The sequence below is a fragment of the Streptomyces sp. NPDC037389 genome (assembly GCF_040636475.1).
GTDB lineage: Bacteria > Actinomycetota > Actinomycetes > Streptomycetales > Streptomycetaceae > Streptomyces > Streptomyces hesseae.
On the sequence record NZ_JBEZUS010000012.1, the window covers coordinates 101,366 to 120,258 of the forward strand.

Sequence of the window (18,893 nt, forward strand, 5' to 3'; positions counted from 1 at the left end):
CGGTTCGTACCGCAGGAGGAGGAGTGGGGCCCGGGCCGCTGCCTACATTTCTGTGAGCGGCCGGAGTGCGGGGGGTGGGGCTCGGGGCGCTTCGGCATGAGCCCACACCCGTATATAGGAGAAGCACACCGTGACAACCGCTGTATCGATTCCCAAGGCCGGGGGCACCGGAGGTCAAGCGGCCGTCGCGGCGCGGGCCCGACAGGTCGTCAAGGCGTACGGGTCCGGGGAGACCCGGGTCGTCGCCCTCGACCAGGTGGACGTGGACATCGCCCGTGGCCAGTTCACGGCCATCATGGGCCCGTCGGGGTCCGGCAAGTCCACGCTGATGCACTGCCTGGCCGGGCTCGACACCGTCAGCTCGGGGCAGATATTCATCGACGACACCGAGATCACGTCGCTGAAGGACAAGAAGCTCACGCGGCTGCGCCGGGACCGGATCGGCTTCATCTTCCAGGCGTTCAATCTGCTGCCGACGCTGAACGCCCTGGAGAACATCACGCTCCCCATGGACATCGCCGGCCGCAAGCCCGACCAGGCGTGGCTGGACCGGGTCGTCGACACCGTCGGTCTGTCCGGGCGGCTCAAGCACCGCCCGAACCAGCTCTCCGGCGGTCAGCAGCAGCGCGTCGCCGTGGCCCGCGCCCTCGCCGCCCGGCCCGAGATCATCTTCGGTGACGAGCCCACCGGAAACCTGGACTCCCGCTCCGGCGCCGAGGTCCTCGGCTTCCTCCGCCGCTCGGTGGACGAACTGGGGCAGACCATCGTCATGGTGACGCATGACGCCGTCGCCGCCTCGTACGCGGACCGCGTCCTCTACCTCGCCGACGGGCGCATCGTCGACGAGATGTACGCCCCGACGGCGGACGCCGTCTTCGAGCGGATGAAGAAGTTCGACGCCCGTGGGCGGGTGTCGTGACCGTCCTCAAGACCTCCCTGCGCAACGTTCTCGCGCACAAGGGACGCATGGCGCTCTCCGCCGTCGCCGTCCTGCTGTCGGTGGCGTTCGTGTGCGGCACGCTCGTCTTCACCGACACCATGAACGCCACGTTCGACAAGCTCTTCGCCTCCACCGCCGCCGACGTCAGCGTCTCCCCGAAGAAGACCGACGACGCCCAGGAGACCGGCCGGCCGGAGACCGTCCCCGCGTCCCTGGCGCCCCGCCTCGCCAAGGTGACCGGCGTCGCGAAGGTCGAGCCGCACGCCACCAGCCGGCAGCTCACCGCGGCCGACGCGAAGAACAAGAGCATCAGCCCCGAGTCCGGCGCCCCCACCGTCGGCACCAACTGGGACGAGAGCCAGAAGAAGTCCGTCGAGATCACCAGCGGCCATGAGCCGCACGGCCCCGGCGAGACCGTCCTGGACGCCGACACCGCCAAGAAGCACGGCCTGAAGACGGGCGACAAGCTCCGGGTCATGGCGGCCCCGGGTGACTTCTCCGTGACGATCGTCGGCATCGCCACGTACAAGACCACCAACCCGGGCGCGGCAGTCCTCTACTTCGACACCCCCACCGCGCAGGCCCGGCTGCTCGGCGGCGCCGGCACCTACAGCGGCTACGGGCTGACCGCCGCCCCCGGCGTCACCGACGAGCAGCTGAAGCAGGACGTCACCGCCGCCCTCGGCGCGGACGGCGCGGACTTCGCGATCCGGACCGCCGCCGAGACCAAGGCCGAGAACAAGAAGGACATCGGCTCGGTCCTCGACGTCATGAAGTACGCGCTGCTGGGCTTCGCCGGCATCGCCGTCCTCGTGGGCGTCTTCCTCATCGTCAACACCTTCTCCATGCTCGTCGCCCAGCGCACCCGCGAGATCGGCCTGATGCGGGCCATCGGCTCGAGCCGCTCGCAGGTCCTGCGGTCCGTGCTGGTGGAAGCGGTCCTCCTCGGCGTCGTCGGCTCGGTGCTGGGCATCGGCGGCGGTATCGCCCTGGCCGTGGGACTGATGGAGCTCATGGGCTCCATGGGCATGAACCTCGACACCTCCGAGCTCACCGTCAAGGCCACCACGCCCGTCGTGGGCCTGCTCCTCGGCGTCGTCGTCACCGTGCTGGCCGCCTTCCTGCCCGCCCGGCGGGCCGGGAAGATCTCCCCGATCGCCGCCCTGCGCGACGCGGGCACCCCCGCCGACGGCAAGGCCGGCAGGATCCGGGCCGTCATCGGCCTGACCGTCTCGGCCGCCGGCGGCGCCGCGCTGCTGGCCGCCGCGAACGCGGACGAGCCGTCGGCCGGCTCGGGCCTGCTGGGCCTGGGCGTACTGCTCACCCTCGTCGGCTTCGTGGTCGTCGGCCCGCTGCTGGCCGGCTTCGTGGTCCGCGTCATCAGCGCCGTCGTCCTGCGGGTCTTCGGCCCCGTCGGCCGGCTCGCCGAACGCAACGCCCTGCGCAACCCGCGCCGCACGGGCGCCACGGCCTCCGCCCTGATGATCGGCCTCGCGCTGGTCGCCGCCCTGTCGGTGGTCGGCTCCTCCATGGTCGCCTCGGCCACGGACCAGCTCGACAAGTCCGTCGGCGCCGACTTCATCGTCCAGAGCGACCACGGGCCGCTCACGCCGAAGCAGAGCGAGGCCGTCCGCCGGGCCACCGGCATCGCCCACTTCACGACGATCACCACGGTCAAGGCCCGGATCGCCCTCCCCGACGGAACGTCCGTCACCCAAGGTTTGAACGCCTCCCAGGCAACCTACGGCGAGGACCTCCGCACGGAGACCGTCCAGGGCACCCTCGCCGACGCCTGGGGCAAGGACGCCATGACCGTCCCCGAGGGCTTCGCCAAGGACCACAGGATCAAGCTGGGCGACCGGCTGACCGTCGCGATGACCGGCGGCCGCGAGGCCAGGCTCCAGGTCAAGGCCATCACCTCCGACGACACCAGCATCAACAAGGGCGGGATGTTCATCGGCCTCGACACCGCCCGGCAGTACCTGCCGGCGGACCGGATGCCGCTGGACATGCTGATCCTCGCCAAGGCCACCGACGGCCACGCCAAGGAGGCCGCCGCCTCCCTCAAGGCCGCCGTCGCCGACTACCCGCAGGTCAAGGTCCGCGACCAGGCCGACTACAAGAAGCTCATCCAGGACCAGGTCGGCCAGCTGCTCAACATGATCTACGGCCTGCTGGCCCTCGCGATCATCGTGGCCGTCCTGGGCGTCGTGAACACCCTCGCCCTGTCGGTCGTCGAACGCACCCGCGAGATCGGCCTGCTGCGCGCCATCGGCTTCTCCCGCCGCCAGCTGCGCCGCATGATCCGCCTGGAGTCGGTGGTCATCGCCCTCTTCGGCGCGCTGCTCGGCCTGGGTCTGGGCATGGCCTGGGGCACCACGTCCCAGCGACTGCTGGCCACGCAGGGGCTGGGCGTGCTGGACATCCCCTGGCCGACGATCACCACGGTCTTCCTCGGCTCCGCGGTGGTGGGCCTCCTCGCCGCGCTGATCCCGGCGTTCCGGGCGGGACGGATGAACGTCCTGCGGGCGATCGCGACGGACTAGCCGCCTCGCCGCCTCGCGGACACGAACGGCCCGGACGCGCCACGGGGGTGCGGGTCCGGGCCGTTCGGCGCCGCCGGGCCCCTCGCCGACGGCTGATCGCCGTCGCGGCGGTTCTGAGGCCCGCAAGGTGCCCGGCGGTACCGAACCGGCCCCCGCCCCGTGCCGAGCCCCGGCGGGTGTCGGCACCCCGTCGTAGTCTGGAACCCCCGGCTCGGCCGCCCGCAGGGCACCCGCGTCGGGCTAGTCGCGTTGTCCACCCCCGGGACGGGATGCACTTCATGAGCCTGCACGGTCTGCTCGACGCCGTCGTCAACGATCCGGCGCTCGCCGAAGCGGTGAAGGCCGCCGGCGACGGCAACCGGCCGCACATCGACTTGGTCGGCCCGCCCGCCGCGCGTCCCTTCGCGATCGCCGCGCTCGCCCGGGACGCGGGGCGGCCCGTGCTCGCCGTGACCGCCACCGGCCGGGAGGCCGAGGATCTGGCGGCGGCGCTGCGCTCGCTCCTCCCGGAGGACGCCGTCGTCGAGTACCCCGCGTGGGAGACGCTGCCGCACGAGCGGCTGTCCCCGCGCTCGGACACCGTCGGCCGCCGTCTCGCCGTGCTGCGCCGCCTCGCGCACCCGAGCGGGGACGACCCGGCCGCGGGGCCCGTCAGCGTCGTCGTGGCGCCCATCCGGTCCGTGCTCCAGCCGCAGGTCAAGGGCCTCGGCGACCTGGAGCCGGTGAGCCTGCGCACGGGCCGGACCGCCGACCTCGAAGAGGTCGTGGCCGCCCTCGCCGCCGCCGCGTACTCCCGTGTCGAACTGGTCGAGAAGCGCGGCGAGTTCGCCGTCCGCGGCGGCATCCTCGACGTGTTCCCGCCGACCGAGGAGCACCCCCTCCGCGTCGAGTTCTGGGGCGACGACGTCGAGGAGATCCGCTACTTCAAGGTCGCCGACCAGCGCTCCCTGGAGGTCTCCGAGCACGGCCTGTGGGCCCCGCCCTGCCGTGAGCTGCTGCTGACCGACGAGGTCCGGACGCGGGCCGCGGCACTCGCCGAGGAGCACCCCGAGCTCGGCGAGCTCCTCGGGAAGATCGCCGAGGGGATCGCGGTCGAGGGCATGGAGTCCCTCGCGCCCGTCCTCGTCGACGACATGGAGCTGCTCCTGGACGTGCTCCCGGCCCGCGCGATGGCCGTGGTCTGCGACCCCGAGCGGGTCCGGACGCGAGCCGCCGACCTGGTCGCCACCTCCCAGGAGTTCCTCCAGGCGTCCTGGGCCGCCACGGCCGGCGGCGGCGAGGCCCCCATCGATGTGAACGCCGCGTCCCTGTGGAGCATCGCCGACGTCCGCGACCGGGCCCGTGAGCTCGGCATCATGTGGTGGTCGGTCAGTCCGTTCGCCTTCGGCGACATCGAGCACAGCGCGGCGGGCGGGACGGAGCTGGGCGGCGATGTGCTCCGGCTCGGCATGCACGCCCCCGAGACCTACCGCGGCGACACCGCCCGCGCCCTGGCCGACACCAAGGGCTGGGTCGCCGACGGCTGGCGCACGGTCTTCCTCACCGAGGGCCACGGCCCCGCCGCCCGTACGGCCGAGGTGCTGGCGGGCGAGGGCATCCCCGCGCGCCTCGACGCGGACCTGCCGGGGCTGACGCCCGCCCTCGTCCACGTCTCCTGCGCGAGCCTCGACAACGGCTTCGTCGACCCCGCCCTCAAGCTCGCGGTGCTCACCGAGGCCGACCTCACCGGCCAGAAGTCCGCCAGCAAGGACCTGGGCCGGATGCCGGTCCGCCGCCGCAAGACCATCGACCCGCTGACCCTCCAGGCCGGGGACTACATCGTCCACGAGCAGCACGGCGTCGGCCGCTACCTGGAGATGATCCAGCGGACCGTCCAGGGCGCCACCCGCGAGTACCTGCTCGTCGAGTACGCCCCCGCCAAGCGCGGCCAGCCCGGCGACCGCCTCTACATCCCCACCGACCAGCTGGAGCAGGTCACCAAGTACGTCGGCGGCGAGGCCCCCACCCTCCACCGCCTCGGCGGCGCCGACTGGACGAAGACCAAGGCGCGTGCCAAGAAGGCCGTCAAGGAGATCGCCGCCGACCTGATCAAGCTCTACTCGGCCCGGATGGCCGCCCCCGGCCACTCCTTCGCACCGGACACCCCCTGGCAGCGCGAGCTGGAGGACGCCTTCCCCTACGCGGAGACGCCCGACCAGCTCACCACCATCGCCGAGGTCAAGGAGGACATGGAGAAGACCGTCCCCATGGACCGCCTGGTCTGCGGCGACGTCGGCTACGGCAAGACCGAGATCGCGGTCCGCGCGGCCTTCAAGGCCGTACAGGACGGCAAACAGGTGGCCGTGCTGGTGCCCACCACGCTGCTGGTGCAGCAGCACTTCGGCACCTTCTCCGAGCGCTACTCCCAGTTCCCGGTGGTCACCAAGGCCCTTTCCCGCTTCCAGACCGACACGGAGGCCAAGGCCGTCCTGGAAGGCCTGCGCGACGGCTCGGTCGACATCGTCATCGGCACCCACCGCCTCTTCGCCTCCGAGACCAAGTTCAAGGACCTGGGTCTGGTCATCGTCGACGAGGAGCAGCGCTTCGGCGTCGAGCACAAGGAGCAGCTGAAGAAGCTCCGTGCCAACGTCGACGTCCTGACGATGTCCGCGACCCCCATCCCCCGTACGCTCGAGATGGCGGTCACCGGCATCCGCGAGATGTCCACGATCACCACCCCGCCGGAGGAGCGCCACCCGGTGCTCACCTTCGTCGGTCCGTACGACCAGAAGCAGATCGGCGCCGCGATCCGGCGCGAGCTGCTGCGCGAGGGTCAGGTCTTCTACATCCACAACCGCGTCGAGTCCATCGACCGGGCGGCGGCGAAGCTGCGCGAGATCGTGCCCGAGGCGCGGATCGCCACGGCCCACGGCCAGATGGGGGAGTCGGCGCTGGAGCAGGTCGTGGTCGACTTCTGGGAGAAGAAGTTCGACGTGCTGGTCTCGACGACGATCGTCGAGTCGGGCATCGACATCTCCAACGCCAACACCCTCATCGTCGAGCGCGGCGACAACTTCGGCCTGTCGCAGCTCCACCAGCTGCGCGGCCGTGTGGGCCGCAGCCGTGAGCGCGGCTACGCCTACTTCCTCTACCCGCCGGAGAAGCCGCTCACCGAGACCGCGCACGAGCGGCTGGCCACCATCGCCCAGCACACGGAGATGGGCGCGGGCATGTACGTCGCCATGAAGGACCTGGAGATCCGCGGCGCGGGCAATCTCCTCGGCGGCGAGCAGTCCGGTCATATCGCGGGCGTCGGCTTCGACCTCTACATCCGGATGGTCGGCGAGGCCGTGGCCGACTACCGGGCCTCGGTCGAGGGGGGCGCGGAGGAGGTGGAGGCGCCGCTCGAGGTGAAGATCGAGCTGCCCGTCGACGCGCACGTCCCCCACGACTACGCGCCGGGCGAGCGGCTGCGCCTCCAGGCGTACCGGGCCATCGCCTCGGCCAACTCCGAGGAGGACATCAAGGCCGTCCGCGAGGAGCTCACCGACCGCTACGGCAAGCTGCCGGAGCCCGTGGAGAACCTGCTGCTGGTCGCCGGGCTGCGGATGCTCGCGCGTGCCTGCGGGGTCTCCGACATCACCCTCCAGGGCTCCAACGTGCGCTTCGGCCCGGTGGAGCTGCGCGAGTCCCAGGAGCTGAGGCTCAAGCGGCTCCACCCGCGCACGGTCATGAAGCCCGCCACCCAGCAGATCCTGGTGCCCCGCCCGGCGACCCGGCCCATCGGCGGCAAGCCGCTGGTCGGGCGCGAGCTGCTCGCGTGGACCGGCGAGTTCCTCACCACGATCCTCGGCTGAGGCCGGGTGCCCAGGGGTCAAGCCCCCGGGCACCCCGGCGCGGACTAGCCGATGTGCCGCAGGACGGCGTAGCCGCTCTCGGTGCCGAGCACGGTGAACACGGCCCCCGGGTGCCGGTGCCGCGCGTCCTCGACGAGGTCCTGCGCGGTCCGGCCGTCGGTCATGCGCAGCGCGATGTAGTCGGGGACGATGCCGCGGGTGTCGCCCGTCCAGAAGACCCGGCAGCGGTGGACGAGCCGGCTTATGGGGGTGATGTCGGCCTCGACGGTGGCGTTGTCGGGGATCCGGTCGAAGAGGCGCTCCGCGGCCTTGACGCTCTCGGGTATCCGGTAGGTGTCCGGCATCGTCAGGGAGTACACCGGCAGGGACGCGCTGAGCGCGAGCGCCGCGGCGAGGACGGCGGCGGGCAGCTGGTGGGCGTAGCGGCGCGGCCAGGCGCGGCCGGCGCCGCGCGCCTTGGTGAGCGCGTCGGTGAGGGCGATGAAGACGATGGGCATCAGGACGGCGCTGTAGTGCCAGTCGGTGCCCCAGTAGTGGTCGTCGTGGGAGGCGAACCGCCAGCCCAGGGTGGGCAGGGCGACGAGCAGCACCGGCGAGCGCAGGGCCAGCAGTCCGGTGGTGGGCAGCAGGATCCACAGCAGGGTGCGGACGGCGGTGTCGACGGGGATGGTGGGCGCGGGGCCGCCGTCGCCGCTGAGCTTGTTCCAGTAGTCGTAGGAGCCGCTGTTGTTGAAGCCGGGGATGATCACGCCGAGGGCGAGCGCGGTGGCCGCCAGTCCGAAGGCCACCAGTCCGGAGGCCAGGGCCACGGCCCTGGGGTCGCGGCCCGTGCCGCGCAGCCGGAGCAGGATCACCACGCCGATGGCCGCGGCCGTGACTCCGAGGTCCTCCTTGACCAGGGCCAGCGGCGCCGCCCAGAGCACCGCGGCCGTCCACCGCCGGCGGACCAGTGCCTCCAGGGAGAAGGCCAGCAGCGGCATGGCGAAGGCGATCTCGTGGAAGTCGAACTCGACCGCGCGCTGGACTCCCCAGGACAGTCCGTAGGCGATGCCGATCGCGAGGCCCCGGCCGCGGCCGAGGAGGTGGGCGGCGAGCCGGGTGACCGGCACGGCCGACAGCGCGAACAGCACGGCCTGCACCACGAGCAGGGTGACGGGGGTGGGGAAGACCCGGTAGAGGGGGGCGATCAGCGCGGTGACGGGGCTGAAGTGGTCGCCGAGGATGTTGGTGCCGGGGCCCTTGAGGTCGGCTATGGGCGCCCGCAGATGGGCGTAGGCCCGTATCGCCTGCTCGAAGATGCCCAGGTCCCAGGACATGGTGAGCATCCGCAGATGACGGCTGACGGACAGGGTGGTGTAGAGGACGAACAGGGCGGCGCCCACCCAGTAGGGGTCCAGTCCCGGTGCGCGCAGCCGGGCGGACGGGGGGCGTCCGGCCGGCGTGGCCTCGGCCGGGCTGTGGCCTGCTGCCGACACGTCGGCGGTGGCCGAGTCCATGGGTGGTCCTCTCTCTTCCTACGGCTTCCGGGGCTTCGCGCCCCTTGGCTGGCTTCAGCCGGTTTTCTTGCGGTCCGTGCTCCCCGCTGGTCTTGAAGTATGCGTCCTCGGCGGCGGGCGTCATGATGGCGTCGCACGCCAGGATCCGGCGCTCTCTCCGGCGGCTGGGCCGGACGCACGCGCGATGCCACTCTCCCGGGAGTCTCCCGGGGCGTTCGCGCATCCCGGCGGACCGCGAATCGTTGGCCGAATCAGTGGCTTGGGCCACGCGGACTGCCTACCATCGATCAACGCCAGGCCGATGGACCGCACGTCGCGGGGCGCCGCCCCGCCCTACGCCCCTGCCCACGCATGCCGCACGATCTCCGTTGCCGGGAGGCTTCATGATCCGCCGCAGGACAGCGCTCTCCGTCTCCGCCGCCGGGCTGCTCGCCGTGCCCCTGCTCACCGGCTGCGGCTCCACCCCGCACCCCGGTGCCGCCGCCGTGGTGGGCAAGGACCGGATTACCGTCGCCCAGCTCCAGAACCAGGTGGAGGACGTACGGAAGGCGCAGCGGTCCTCGCCGCAGGGACGGCAGCTGCTGGCGGGCAGTGCCCGGCTCAGCCAGGACACCCTGGTGCGGCTGATCCAGTACCGGGTCATCGAGGCCGCCGGCCGGGACAACGGCGTCGACGTGACCCGGCGGGAGCTCCAGGAGCGCCGGGAGGAGGTCGAGAAGCTGCTCGGCGGCCCGACGGCGGTCGACAGCCGGTTCCTCGCGGCCGGGATCGCCCCCGACCAGGTCGACCAGGAGCTGTCGGCCGGGCTCGTCCGCGCCAAGCTGGAGAAGAAGCTCGGCCAGGCCCGTGCCGTCGACGAGCTGATGAAGACGTCCGAGGCCCTGCGCGTCGACGTCAATCCGCGCTACGGCACGTGGGACGCCAAGCGCGGCACGGCCCGGACCGTCCAGGAGCCCTGGCTGCGCCCCGCCGGGCAGCCCGCCCCCGAGCAGCCCGCCTGAGCGCCCGGCACGGCGCCCTCGGCCCCGGGCCGGGCGCCGTGCCGGTCGCCTAGGCTCGGGCGTGTGAATGACCGTCGTGTGAATGACCGCGTGAACGCCCCCGCCGACGCCCCCGAGGGCGACTCCCTCGGCCGTATCGTCCTGCTGACCACCAGCCACCGGGTCGCCCCCGGTCTGCTGTCCTGGTCGGCGTGGCAGACGCTGCGCGCCGCCGACCGGGTGCTGTGCGCCGACGCCGGCCACCCCCAGCTGCCGTATCTGGGGGAGGCCGGCGTCGTGGTCGAGCGGGCGGCGCCGGTCGCGCGGGAGCTCGTCGACTACTGCGCGGCGGGCGGGCGCACCGCCGTGGTGCTCACCTCCGCCGAGGGCGAGTCGGCCCTCACCGACGGTCTGGCCCGGCTGGCGGGCTCCGGCCGGGAGTCGATGCCCGCGCTGGAGCTGCTCCCCGGCTCGTACGACCTGCCCGGCGCCCGGCTGCTCGACCTGGTGCAGGTGATGGACCGGATCCGCGTGTCCTGCCCGTGGACGGGTGTCCGTACCCATGAGGACCTGGCGAAGTACGGGCTGGAGGAGATGTACGAGCTCCTGGAGGCCATCGAGACCGGTGACCGGGAGGAGCTCCGGGAGGAGCTGGGCGACGTTCTGCTCCAGGTCGTCTTCCACGCCCGGATCGCGCAGGACGACCCGGACGAGCCGTTCTCCGTCGACGACGTCGCCGCCGGCATCGTCGACAAGCTCATCCACCGCCACCCGCACGTCTTCGGGGAGGAGTCCGCCGAGACGCCGGAGGAGGTCAAGGCGCACTGGATGCGGACGAAGGCCGACGAGAAGCGCCGGGAGTCGGTCACCGAGGGCGTGCCGCTGGGGCAGCCCGCCCTGGCCCTGGCCGCGAAGCTGGCCTCCCGGGCCCGCCACGAGCGGCTGGAGGTGGCCCTGCCGGACGGGGACGGCGTCGGCTACGAGCTGCTGGCGCTGGCCGTACGGGCGGAGGCGGCCGGAGTGGAGCCGGAGACCGCCCTGCGGGCCGCCGCGCGCACCTACCGTGACGCGATCCGGGCCGCCGAGGAGGCCCGGGGCGATGCCGGTGGCGGGGCCCCGGAGTAGCGCGGACGGGGCGTTCGCTCACCCGTTCGGCCCAGTGGCGGTCTTGACGGCGCGGCCAACGGGTACCCGAATCCCATGCGCACCGATCCCCTCGTCACAGCCGCGGCCCTCGCCGCTCCCGCTCAGCTCGGCGGCATCGCCCCCTTCATCGTGGGGCTCTTCGTCGTCGCCATCCTGATCGGCGCCATCGTCGTCGGCCGGAGGGTCCGCGACCGGGAGCCCCCGCCGCCGAGCCAGCCGCAGCGCCGCCAGGGCGCGTGGCAGACCCGGCAGGAGCACGACCGGGGGCCCACCTCGCCCGACCACGGTCCGGGGCACACCCACGACGAGGAGTCGGTGGGGTACGTCACCGAGCACCACGAGTCGGACGAGATGCAGACGGAGGCCAATGGGGAGCGCCGCCTTCCGCATGAGATGAGGAACCCGGGCAGCCACCCCGAGGAGCTCTCCGAGGAGCGCAAGAAATGGGACCCCGGCAGCAGCGGCGCCTTCGGCAGCGGCGGCGGTGGACACCACTAGGGGGCGCCCAGCTGGCGCCGGGTAGGTAGCGTCGGGGCGTGCACGAGAATCACACGCCCCCCGCCCCACCCCTCTTCACCTGGGAATTCGCCTCCGACCCCTACCCGGCGTACGCCTGGCTGCGCGAACACGCGCCGGTGCACCGCACCGAGCTCCCCAGCGGCGTCGAGGCCTGGCTGGTCACCCGTTACGCCGACGCCCGGCAGGCGCTCGCCGACCAGCGGCTGTCGAAGAATCCCGTGCACCACTCCGAGAGCGCCCACGGCAAGGGAAAGGTGGGCATCCCCGGCGAGCGCAGCGCCAATCTGATGACGCACCTGCTCAATATCGACCCGCCGGACCACACCCGGCTGCGCCGGCTGGTGTCCAAGGCGTTCACCCCGCGCCGGGTCGCGGAGTTCGCGCCCCGCGTCCAGGAGCTCACCGACCAGCTGATCGACGGCTTCGTGGAGAAGGGGGAGGCCGACCTCATCCACGAGTTCGCCTTCCCCCTCCCCATCTACGCCATCTGCGACATGCTCGGCGTCCCCCGCGAGGACCAGGACGACTTCCGGGACTGGGCGGGGATGATGATCCGCCACGGCGGCGGGCCACGCGGCGGAGTGGCCCGCTCGGTCAAGAAGATGCGGACGTATCTCGCGGAGCTGATCCACCGGAAGCGGGAGGACCTCGGGGAGGACCTCATCTCCGGTCTCATCCGGGCGAGCGACCACGGCGAGCACCTCACGGAGAACGAGGCCGCGGCGATGGCCTTCATCCTGTTGTTCGCCGGTTTTGAAACAACTGTGAACCTGATCGGTAACGGAACCTACGCGCTGCTGCGCCACCCGGATCAGCGCGAAAGGCTCCAAAACGCCCTGGCCGACGGCGACGAGAGCCTCCTCGCCACCGGCATCGAGGAACTCCTGCGCTACGACGGCCCGGTGGAGCTCGCCACCTGGCGGTTCGCCACCCAGGACCTGACCATCGGCGGGCAGCGCATCGCCGAGGGCGATCCCGTGCTGGTCGTCCTGGCCGCCGCCGACCGCGATCCCGAGCGTTTCACCGACCCCGACACCCTTGATCTGTCCCGGCGCGACAACCAGCATCTGGGCTACGGGCACGGCATCCATTACTGCCTCGGCGCGCCCCTGGCCCGTCTGGAGGGCCAGGCCGCGATCGCGACGCTGCTGCGCCGGCTGCCCGATCTCTCCCTCGCCGCCGAACCCGGGGACCTGCGCTGGCGCGGCGGCCTGATCATGCGTGGATTGCGCACTTTGCCCGTGGAGTTCACGCCCAAAAGCCCCCTCGTGTGACGCCCGGTCAATCGGCGTTTATCGGCGCGTGACCTCCGCTACACCGGCTTGTGACTCCCGGAAGCCGTCGCTATGGTCTGCGACCAACCGGACGCCGCCCACACGAGAGGCCCACACATGCGCTCAGGAACCGGTAGACATCGCCGCCCCCGCCAGGCACCCGCCATCGTGCTCGCCGTCGGGGTGACCGGCGCCAGCGCGGCCCTGCCGCTGCTGGCGTCGGGATCCGCCGTCGCGGCGGACGCGGGCACCTGGGACAAGGTCGCCCAGTGCGAGAGCGGAGGGATGTGGAGCGCCAACAACGGCAACGGCCTCCACGGCGGTCTCCAGATGACCCAGCGGATGTGGGAGCAGAACGGCGGCATCGCGTACGCGCCGCGCCCCGACCTGGCCAGCCGGTCCCAGCAGATAGCCGTGGCCGAGCGGATCCTCAAGGCGGAGGGCGCCGACACCTGGCGCAGCTGCGCGGTGAGTTCGGGCCTGGCCGGCGAGGCGGCCCAGGGCGAGGACAAGGCGCCGGAGGTGGACCCGGGCGACGGGTCGTCCTCCGCCGCGCCGGAGGCCGGCCGCCCGCGCACGCCCGGGCGCGGCAACCAGCCCGCTCCCGAGCGCACGTCGCCCGCGCCGTCCGCCCCGTCCTCCGGGTCGCCCAAGCCCGCGCCCGGCTCGTCCGGTTCGCCCACGCCGGGCTCCTCCGGCACCCCGTCCGCTTCCACGAGCCCGTCCCCGGACACCTCCCCGGGCAAGCACCGCAAGGACCCGTCGGGGCAGCCGACGACGGGTACGACCCCCGGCGCGTCGGCCGATCCGACCGCCATCCCGACCGCACCGGTCGGCAGCCCCTCGAACACCCCGGCGAACACGCCCTCGGACACCCCTGGAACGGGATCCTCGCCTTCCGCTTCGCCGCTTCCCGGTGATGCCGGAACGCCTTCCGGAACGGGCCGCCACCGTGCCGACCCGTCGCCCTCCGGCGATGCTCAGCGGCCCTCCCGGGGCGGCGAGGGCCGGACGGATCTGCCCGCCGCGAACGACTACACCGTGCGGCCCGGTGACAACCTGTCAGCGATCGCCGAGCAACACTCGGTCGCCGGAGGCTGGCAGACGCTGTATCAGAAGAACGAAAAAGCAGTCGGTTCTGATCCGGACCTTATCCGTCCTGGTCAGCGGCTTGACATCAAGCAGTAGCGCTCCGGTTCGAGGCGAATGTCCGTTCCAGTCGAAAGTGAGACATGGGTCTCGTTGACGACCCGTCGGATGCCTCAAATCCGATTTGCTCGAATGGCCTCTCACCTGCGGAAACGTCAAGTTTCTGGGGCTGACTCCGGCCGTCGGTGGCTGAAAAGTGGGGTTTGAACCCGTCGGCCGCCTGTGATTACCGTCGTCACCGCTCGCCACCGCGAGCACCACGGCCGCACGCCGAATCCTGCCGGCGGCCGGGGGAGTCGTCGCGCAAGCGCCGTAGGCAGGAGCGGGGGAACCAAGGTAAGTCGCCGTAACGGTCCCAAGGCCAATGGCCGAAGGAGCGGGACGGCTCGGGGTGAAGCCCGGAACGCGAAAGCGCACCGGGCCGGGCGAACTCACAGCCCGAACCCGACAGCTCACCTCGTAGGCGTCGGTGAGGAAACCGACTCATGTCCAAGGGCAAGCACCGTCGTCCGTCCAAGGCCGTCCGCATCGTCACGCTCGCCGGCGTCACCGGCGCGGCTGTCGCAGCCCCTCTGATGGTCGCGACCTCCGCCAACGCCGCCTCCGTCTCCACGTGGGACAAGGTCGCCGAGTGCGAGTCCAGCGGGAACTGGCACATCAACACCGGTAACGGCTACTACGGTGGCCTGCAGTTCTCGACGTCCTCCTGGAAGGCCGCCGGCGGCGGGCAGTACGCCCCGCGCGCCGACCTGGCCACCAAGTCCCAGCAGATCGCCACCGCCGAGCGCCTGCTCGCCATGCAGGGCCCGGGCGCCTGGGGCTGCGCCGGCTACGGCGGTCTGACCAGTGGCGGCGCCAAGGCGAACGTCGACACGGACGACTCCGACGGCGGTTACGTCGCGAAGAAGTCCACGAAGTCCGCCTCCGGCGCCTACGGCAAGGCCCACGCCGACCGCAGCAAGCGCGAGGCCGCGCCGCAGGGCAAGCACAGCAGCAAGCCGGTCCAGCAGTCGGACGACTCCGACGACGAGGCCCCGGCGCCGAAGCAGACCGCCCCGCGGACCGTTCAGAAGGGCGACGGCGAGTACCAGGTGAAGGAGGGCGACACCCTCGGCACCATCGCCGCGTCCCAGAAGGTCCAGGGCGGCTGGCAGAAGCTGCACGAGCTCAACAAGAAGATCGTGCCCGACGCCGACGTGATCTTCCCGGGCCAGCAGCTCCACCTGCGCTGAGCAAGGGCCGGCCGGGGCCCCACCGGGCCCCGGCCGGCCGAGCGACCGCCCCGCTCCGATGCGACCTCCCCCCGAGCCGCATCGGAGCGGGGCTCCGCTCGTTCTGTCGACCACTTGTTGAGCGAACACACCGACGATTCGTCCGGGGATCTCGGCGTTTGTGCCAATTTTCGGCGCGGGTGACAGGGCAAGGGCGGGCGCACGCTCCGGGGCCCGTTAGGCTCGTGGTGCAGAACTCCAGACACACACGAAGGAGACCCTCGTGCCGTCCATCGACGTCGTCGTAGCTCGCGAGATCCTCGACTCGCGAGGCAACCCCACGGTCGAGGTCGAGGTCGGCCTCGACGACGGCTCCACGGGCCGTGCCGCCGTACCGTCCGGCGCCTCCACCGGCGCCTTCGAGGCCATCGAGCTCCGCGACGGTGACCCCAAGCGCTACCTCGGCAAGGGTGTCGAGAAGGCCGTCCTCGCCGTCATCGAGCAGATCGGCCCGGAGCTCGTCGGCTACGACGCCACCGAGCAGCGCCTGATCGACCAGGCCATGTTCGACCTGGACGCCACCGACAACAAGGGCTCCCTGGGCGCCAACGCCATCCTGGGCGTCTCCCTTGCCGTCGCGCACGCCGCCTCCGAGGCGTCCGACCTGCCGCTCTTCCGCTACCTCGGCGGCCCGAACGCGCACCTGCTGCCCGTTCCGATGATGAACATCCTGAACGGCGGCTCGCACGCCGACTCCAACGTGGACATCCAGGAGTTCATGATCGCGCCGATCGGCGCGGAGTCCTTCTCCGAGGCCCTGCGCTGGGGCACCGAGGTCTACCACACCCTCAAGGCCGTGCTGAAGGCCAAGGGCCTGTCCACCGGTCTCGGCGACGAGGGCGGCTTCGCCCCGAACCTGGGCTCGAACCGCGAGGCCCTCGACCTCATCCTCGAGGCCATCAAGCAGGCCGGTTACACCCCCGGCCAGGACATCGCGCTCGCCCTGGACGTGGCCGCCTCCGAGTTCTACAAGGACGGCGTCTACAAGTTCGAGGGCAAGGACCGCACCGCGGCCGAGATGACCGAGTACTACGCGGAGCTCGTCGCCGCGTACCCGCTCGTCTCCATCGAGGACCCGCTGTTCGAGGACGACTGGGCCGGCTGGAACACCATCACCGAGAAGCTCGGCGACAAGGTCCAGCTCGTCGGTGACGACCTGTTCGTCACCAACCCCGAGCGCCTCGCCCGCGGCATCGAGGAGAACTCCGCCAACGCCCTGCTGGTCAAGGTCAACCAGATCGGCTCGCTGACCGAGACCCTGGACGCCGTCGAGCTGGCCCAGCGCAACGGCTTCAAGTGCATGATGTCCCACCGCTCCGGCGAGACCGAGGACGTCACCATCGCCGACCTGGCCGTCGCCACCAACTGCGGCCAGATCAAGACCGGCGCCCCGGCCCGCTCCGAGCGCGTCGCCAAGTACAACCAGCTGCTGCGCATCGAGGAGATCCTCGACGACGCCGCGGTCTACGCCGGCCGCAGCGCCTTCCCGCGCTTCAAGGGCTGAGCCGTCCCGCTTCGCCTGAGCGATGAGGCCGTAAGCCTCAAGGGCTGACCTTCTCGCCAGTCTCCGTACGTCCCCGGCCGCGGTCCCGTACCGTGTCCGGGGACGTACGTTCGTAACGGACTCTCCAGGGGAGGCGACGTGGGCGCGGACCGGTTCTCCACCGCGACCAGGCTCAAGGCGCTGGGCACGGCGCTGGTGCAGGGGCCGACCGCGGCCCGGGTCTACCGCGCCCGCCCGCAGCGCCGCTCCCGGCTCACCGGCCGCGCGGCCCTGCTCGCGCTCGTCGTCTGCTCGCTCGTCGTCGCCCTCGCCTACCCCATGCGCCAGTGGGTCACCCAGCGCTCGGACATCTCCGACCAGCGGCACCGGACGGAGCAGGCGCGCGAGGAGGTCAAGCGGCTGCACGAGGAGAAGGCCCGGCTGGAGGACCCGGCGTACGTGGAACAGCTGGCGCGCGAGCACCTCCACTTCGTACGCCCCGGCGAGACCGGATACACCGTGGTGGACGGCACCGCCGACGGCGGGCGCCACAAGGACCAGGGCGCCGCCGACCGGCCCTGGTACAGCAATCTCTTCGACGATGTGGACGCCTCCGACAGCCATCGCTGACGGCGCATCCCCACACCTAGTACGCACACGACCGACGCACACGACCGATCGAGCACGAGCGAGCACATGGACACGCCTCCTCCGAAGACCGAGCCCACCGAGCCGACGGACGCGGACATCGCCGCGTTCAAGGAGCAGCTGGGCCGCCCGCCGCGCGGACTGCGCTCCATCGCGCACCGCTGCCCCTGCGGCAACCCCGACGTGGTCGAGACGGCGCCGCGCCTGGAGGACGGCACGCCGTTCCCCACCCTCTACTACCTGACCTGCCCCCGCGCCGCGGGCGCGATCGGCACCCTTGAGGGCTCCGGCCTGATGAAGGAGATGCAGGACCGGCTGGCGACCGACCCGGAGCTGGCCGCCGCCTACCGGGCCGCCCACGAGGACTACATCGCGCGCCGCGACGCCATCGAGGTCCTGGAGGGCTTCCCCAGCGCCGGCGGCATGCCGGACCGGGTGAAGTGCCTCCATGTGCTCGTCGGCCACTCGCTGGCGGCCGGCCCGGGCGTGAACCCGTTCGGCGACGAGGCCATCGCCCTGCTCCCGGAGTGGTGGAGCAAGGGCCCGTGCGTGAACCCGTGCGCCGGTGAGGAGGGCTGCGCGTGACCCGTGTCGCCGCCGTCGACTGCGGTACGAACTCCATCCGGCTGCTGGTGGCCGACGCCGACCCGGCCACGGGCGAACTCATCGAGCTCGACCGCCGGATGACGATCGTCCGCCTCGGCCAGGGGGTGGACCGCACGGGCCGCTTCGCGCCGGAGGCGCTGGAGCGCACCTTCGCCGCCTGCCGCGAGTACGCCGAGGTCATCCGCGAGCTCAAGGCCGAGCGGGTGTCCTTCGTGGCGACGTCCGCCTCCCGGGACGTCTCCAACCGCGAGGAGTTCGTGCGCGGCGTCAAGGACATCCTGGGCGTGGAGCCCGAGGTGATCAGCGGTGACCAGGAGGCCGAGTTCTCCTTCACCGGGGCCACCAAGGAGCTCGCGGGCCGCGCCGACCTCGCGAAGCCGTTCCTCGTCGTGGACATCGGCGGCGGCTCGACGGAGTTCGTCGTGGGCGAGGAGCACGTCCGGGCCGCGCGCAGCGTGGACGTGGGCTGCGTACGGATGACGGAGCGTCATCTCGTGACGGACGGCGTGGTGTCCGACCCGCCGGCCACCGACCGGATCGCCGCCATACGGGCCGACGTCGAGGCCGCGCTGGACCTCGCCGAGCAGAGCGTCCCGCTCACCGAGGCCCGCACGCTCGTGGGCCTGGCCGGTTCCGTCACCACCGTCGCGGGCATCGCCCTCGGCCTGGCGGAGTACGACTCCGCCGCCATCCACCACGCGCGGATCCCCCTGGAGCGGGTCCGGGAGATCACCGCCCGGCTGCTCGCCTCCACTCACGAGGAGCGCGCCGCGATCCCGGTGCTCCACCCCGGCCGGGTCGATGTGATCGCCGCGGGCGCGCTGATCCTTCAGTGCGTGATGGAGCGTGTGGGAGCCAAGGAGGTCGTCGTGAGCGAGCACGACATCCTCGACGGCATCGCGTGGAGCGTCGCCTGACGACCGCCCGGAAGCTGCGCCACTGACCTGCGCCGATGCCCCGGCACCGCTTTGAGCGGTGCCGGGGCCGATCGGCTGCCGG

The 18,893-nt window shown here is 71.9% G+C and carries 14 protein-coding genes and 1 riboswitch; of the genes, 13 read left to right on the forward strand and 1 reads right to left on the reverse strand.

What is annotated here, in order from left to right; all coding sequences use genetic code 11:
* Window positions 1–130 precede the first annotated feature (130 nt).
* The 3 genes from AB0E98_RS25495 (at window position 131) to mfd (ending at window position 7,322) form a co-directional block, all read left to right on the forward strand.
* Entirely contained in the window at window positions 131–919 is a 789-nt protein-coding gene (locus tag AB0E98_RS25495) for an ABC transporter ATP-binding protein (RefSeq protein ID WP_361706661.1), read from the forward strand.
* Window positions 916–3,486: an FtsX-like permease family protein gene (locus AB0E98_RS25500; RefSeq protein WP_361706663.1), complete on the forward strand. Its 2,571-nt coding sequence runs from the start codon at window positions 916–918 to the stop codon at window positions 3,484–3,486. Before AB0E98_RS25495 ends, AB0E98_RS25500 begins: the two co-directional genes overlap by 4 nt.
* Window positions 3,487–3,764: 278 nt before the next feature.
* A complete protein-coding gene (gene mfd / locus AB0E98_RS25505; protein ID WP_361706666.1) occupies window positions 3,765–7,322 on the forward strand; it encodes a transcription-repair coupling factor in 3,558 nt (1,185 codons plus the stop codon).
* Between the two features lie 44 nt (window positions 7,323–7,366).
* Here mfd and AB0E98_RS25510 read toward each other — a convergent pair whose 3' ends face one another.
* Window positions 7,367–8,818, reverse strand: coding sequence for a DUF2079 domain-containing protein (locus tag AB0E98_RS25510; RefSeq protein WP_361706667.1), 1,452 nt, complete (start codon window positions 8,816–8,818; stop codon window positions 7,367–7,369).
* Between the two features lie 383 nt (window positions 8,819–9,201).
* Between AB0E98_RS25510 and AB0E98_RS25515 the strand changes: the two genes are divergently transcribed.
* The 10 genes from AB0E98_RS25515 (at window position 9,202) to AB0E98_RS25560 (ending at window position 18,811) form a co-directional block, all read left to right on the forward strand.
* The gene (locus AB0E98_RS25515) at window positions 9,202–9,819 is read left to right on the forward strand and encodes a SurA N-terminal domain-containing protein (protein WP_361706669.1); all 618 of its coding nucleotides are present in this window, start codon (window positions 9,202–9,204) and stop codon (window positions 9,817–9,819) included.
* A gap of 78 nt (window positions 9,820–9,897) precedes the next feature.
* Complete coding sequence (locus AB0E98_RS25520; RefSeq protein WP_361706671.1) at window positions 9,898–10,923, forward strand: nucleoside triphosphate pyrophosphohydrolase; 1,026 nt, start codon at window positions 9,898–9,900, stop codon at window positions 10,921–10,923.
* A 75-nt stretch (window positions 10,924–10,998) separates the two neighbouring features.
* Complete coding sequence (locus tag AB0E98_RS25525; RefSeq protein WP_361706673.1) at window positions 10,999–11,442, forward strand: DUF6479 family protein; 444 nt, start codon at window positions 10,999–11,001, stop codon at window positions 11,440–11,442.
* A 38-nt stretch (window positions 11,443–11,480) separates the two neighbouring features.
* Complete coding sequence (locus AB0E98_RS25530; protein WP_361706675.1) at window positions 11,481–12,737, forward strand: cytochrome P450; 1,257 nt, start codon at window positions 11,481–11,483, stop codon at window positions 12,735–12,737.
* 117 nt (window positions 12,738–12,854) lie between these two features.
* Window positions 12,855–13,925, forward strand: a complete 1,071-nt coding sequence (locus AB0E98_RS25535) for a transglycosylase family protein (RefSeq protein WP_361706678.1) — start codon at window positions 12,855–12,857, stop codon at window positions 13,923–13,925.
* Between the two features lie 259 nt (window positions 13,926–14,184).
* Window positions 14,185–14,367, forward strand: a riboswitch (cyclic di-AMP (ydaO/yuaA leader).
* A gap of 4 nt (window positions 14,368–14,371) precedes the next feature.
* Window positions 14,372–15,118: a transglycosylase family protein gene (locus AB0E98_RS25540; protein WP_361706681.1), complete on the forward strand. Its 747-nt coding sequence runs from the start codon at window positions 14,372–14,374 to the stop codon at window positions 15,116–15,118.
* 262 nt (window positions 15,119–15,380) lie between these two features.
* On the forward strand, window positions 15,381–16,661 hold the full coding sequence (gene eno / locus AB0E98_RS25545; RefSeq protein ID WP_361706683.1) for a phosphopyruvate hydratase: 1,281 nt from the start codon (window positions 15,381–15,383) through the stop codon (window positions 16,659–16,661).
* A 138-nt stretch (window positions 16,662–16,799) separates the two neighbouring features.
* Window positions 16,800–17,270 carry a septum formation initiator family protein gene (locus AB0E98_RS25550; RefSeq protein WP_361706685.1) on the forward strand — a complete coding sequence of 157 codons (471 nt, stop codon included), beginning with the start codon at window positions 16,800–16,802 and terminating at the stop codon, window positions 17,268–17,270.
* A gap of 66 nt (window positions 17,271–17,336) precedes the next feature.
* Window positions 17,337–17,873, forward strand: a complete 537-nt coding sequence (locus AB0E98_RS25555; protein WP_311608584.1) for a DUF501 domain-containing protein — start codon at window positions 17,337–17,339, stop codon at window positions 17,871–17,873.
* Window positions 17,870–18,811 (forward strand): Ppx/GppA phosphatase family protein, encoded by a 942-nt coding sequence (locus AB0E98_RS25560; protein ID WP_361706688.1) that lies wholly within the window; start codon window positions 17,870–17,872, stop codon window positions 18,809–18,811. The genes AB0E98_RS25555 and AB0E98_RS25560 overlap by 4 nt, the downstream gene beginning before the upstream one ends.
* The last annotated feature ends 82 nt before the right edge of the window (window positions 18,812–18,893 follow it).

What these genes read in the sequence shown, in the direction of transcription:
- mfd (WP_361706666.1), top strand. Translation starts at nt 3,765, where the DNA reads ATGAGCCTGCACGGTCTGCTCGACGCCGTCGTCAACGATCCGGCGCTC.
- AB0E98_RS25510 (WP_361706667.1), bottom strand. Translation starts at nt 8,818, where the DNA reads ATGGACTCGGCCACCGCCGACGTGTCGGCAGCAGGCCACAGCCCGGCC.
- AB0E98_RS25515 (WP_361706669.1), top strand. Translation starts at nt 9,202, where the DNA reads ATGATCCGCCGCAGGACAGCGCTCTCCGTCTCCGCCGCCGGGCTGCTC.
- AB0E98_RS25525 (WP_361706673.1), top strand. Translation starts at nt 10,999, where the DNA reads ATGCGCACCGATCCCCTCGTCACAGCCGCGGCCCTCGCCGCTCCCGCT.
- AB0E98_RS25535 (WP_361706678.1), top strand. Translation starts at nt 12,855, where the DNA reads ATGCGCTCAGGAACCGGTAGACATCGCCGCCCCCGCCAGGCACCCGCC.
- AB0E98_RS25540 (WP_361706681.1), top strand. Translation starts at nt 14,372, where the DNA reads ATGTCCAAGGGCAAGCACCGTCGTCCGTCCAAGGCCGTCCGCATCGTC.
- AB0E98_RS25555 (WP_311608584.1), top strand. Translation starts at nt 17,337, where the DNA reads ATGGACACGCCTCCTCCGAAGACCGAGCCCACCGAGCCGACGGACGCG.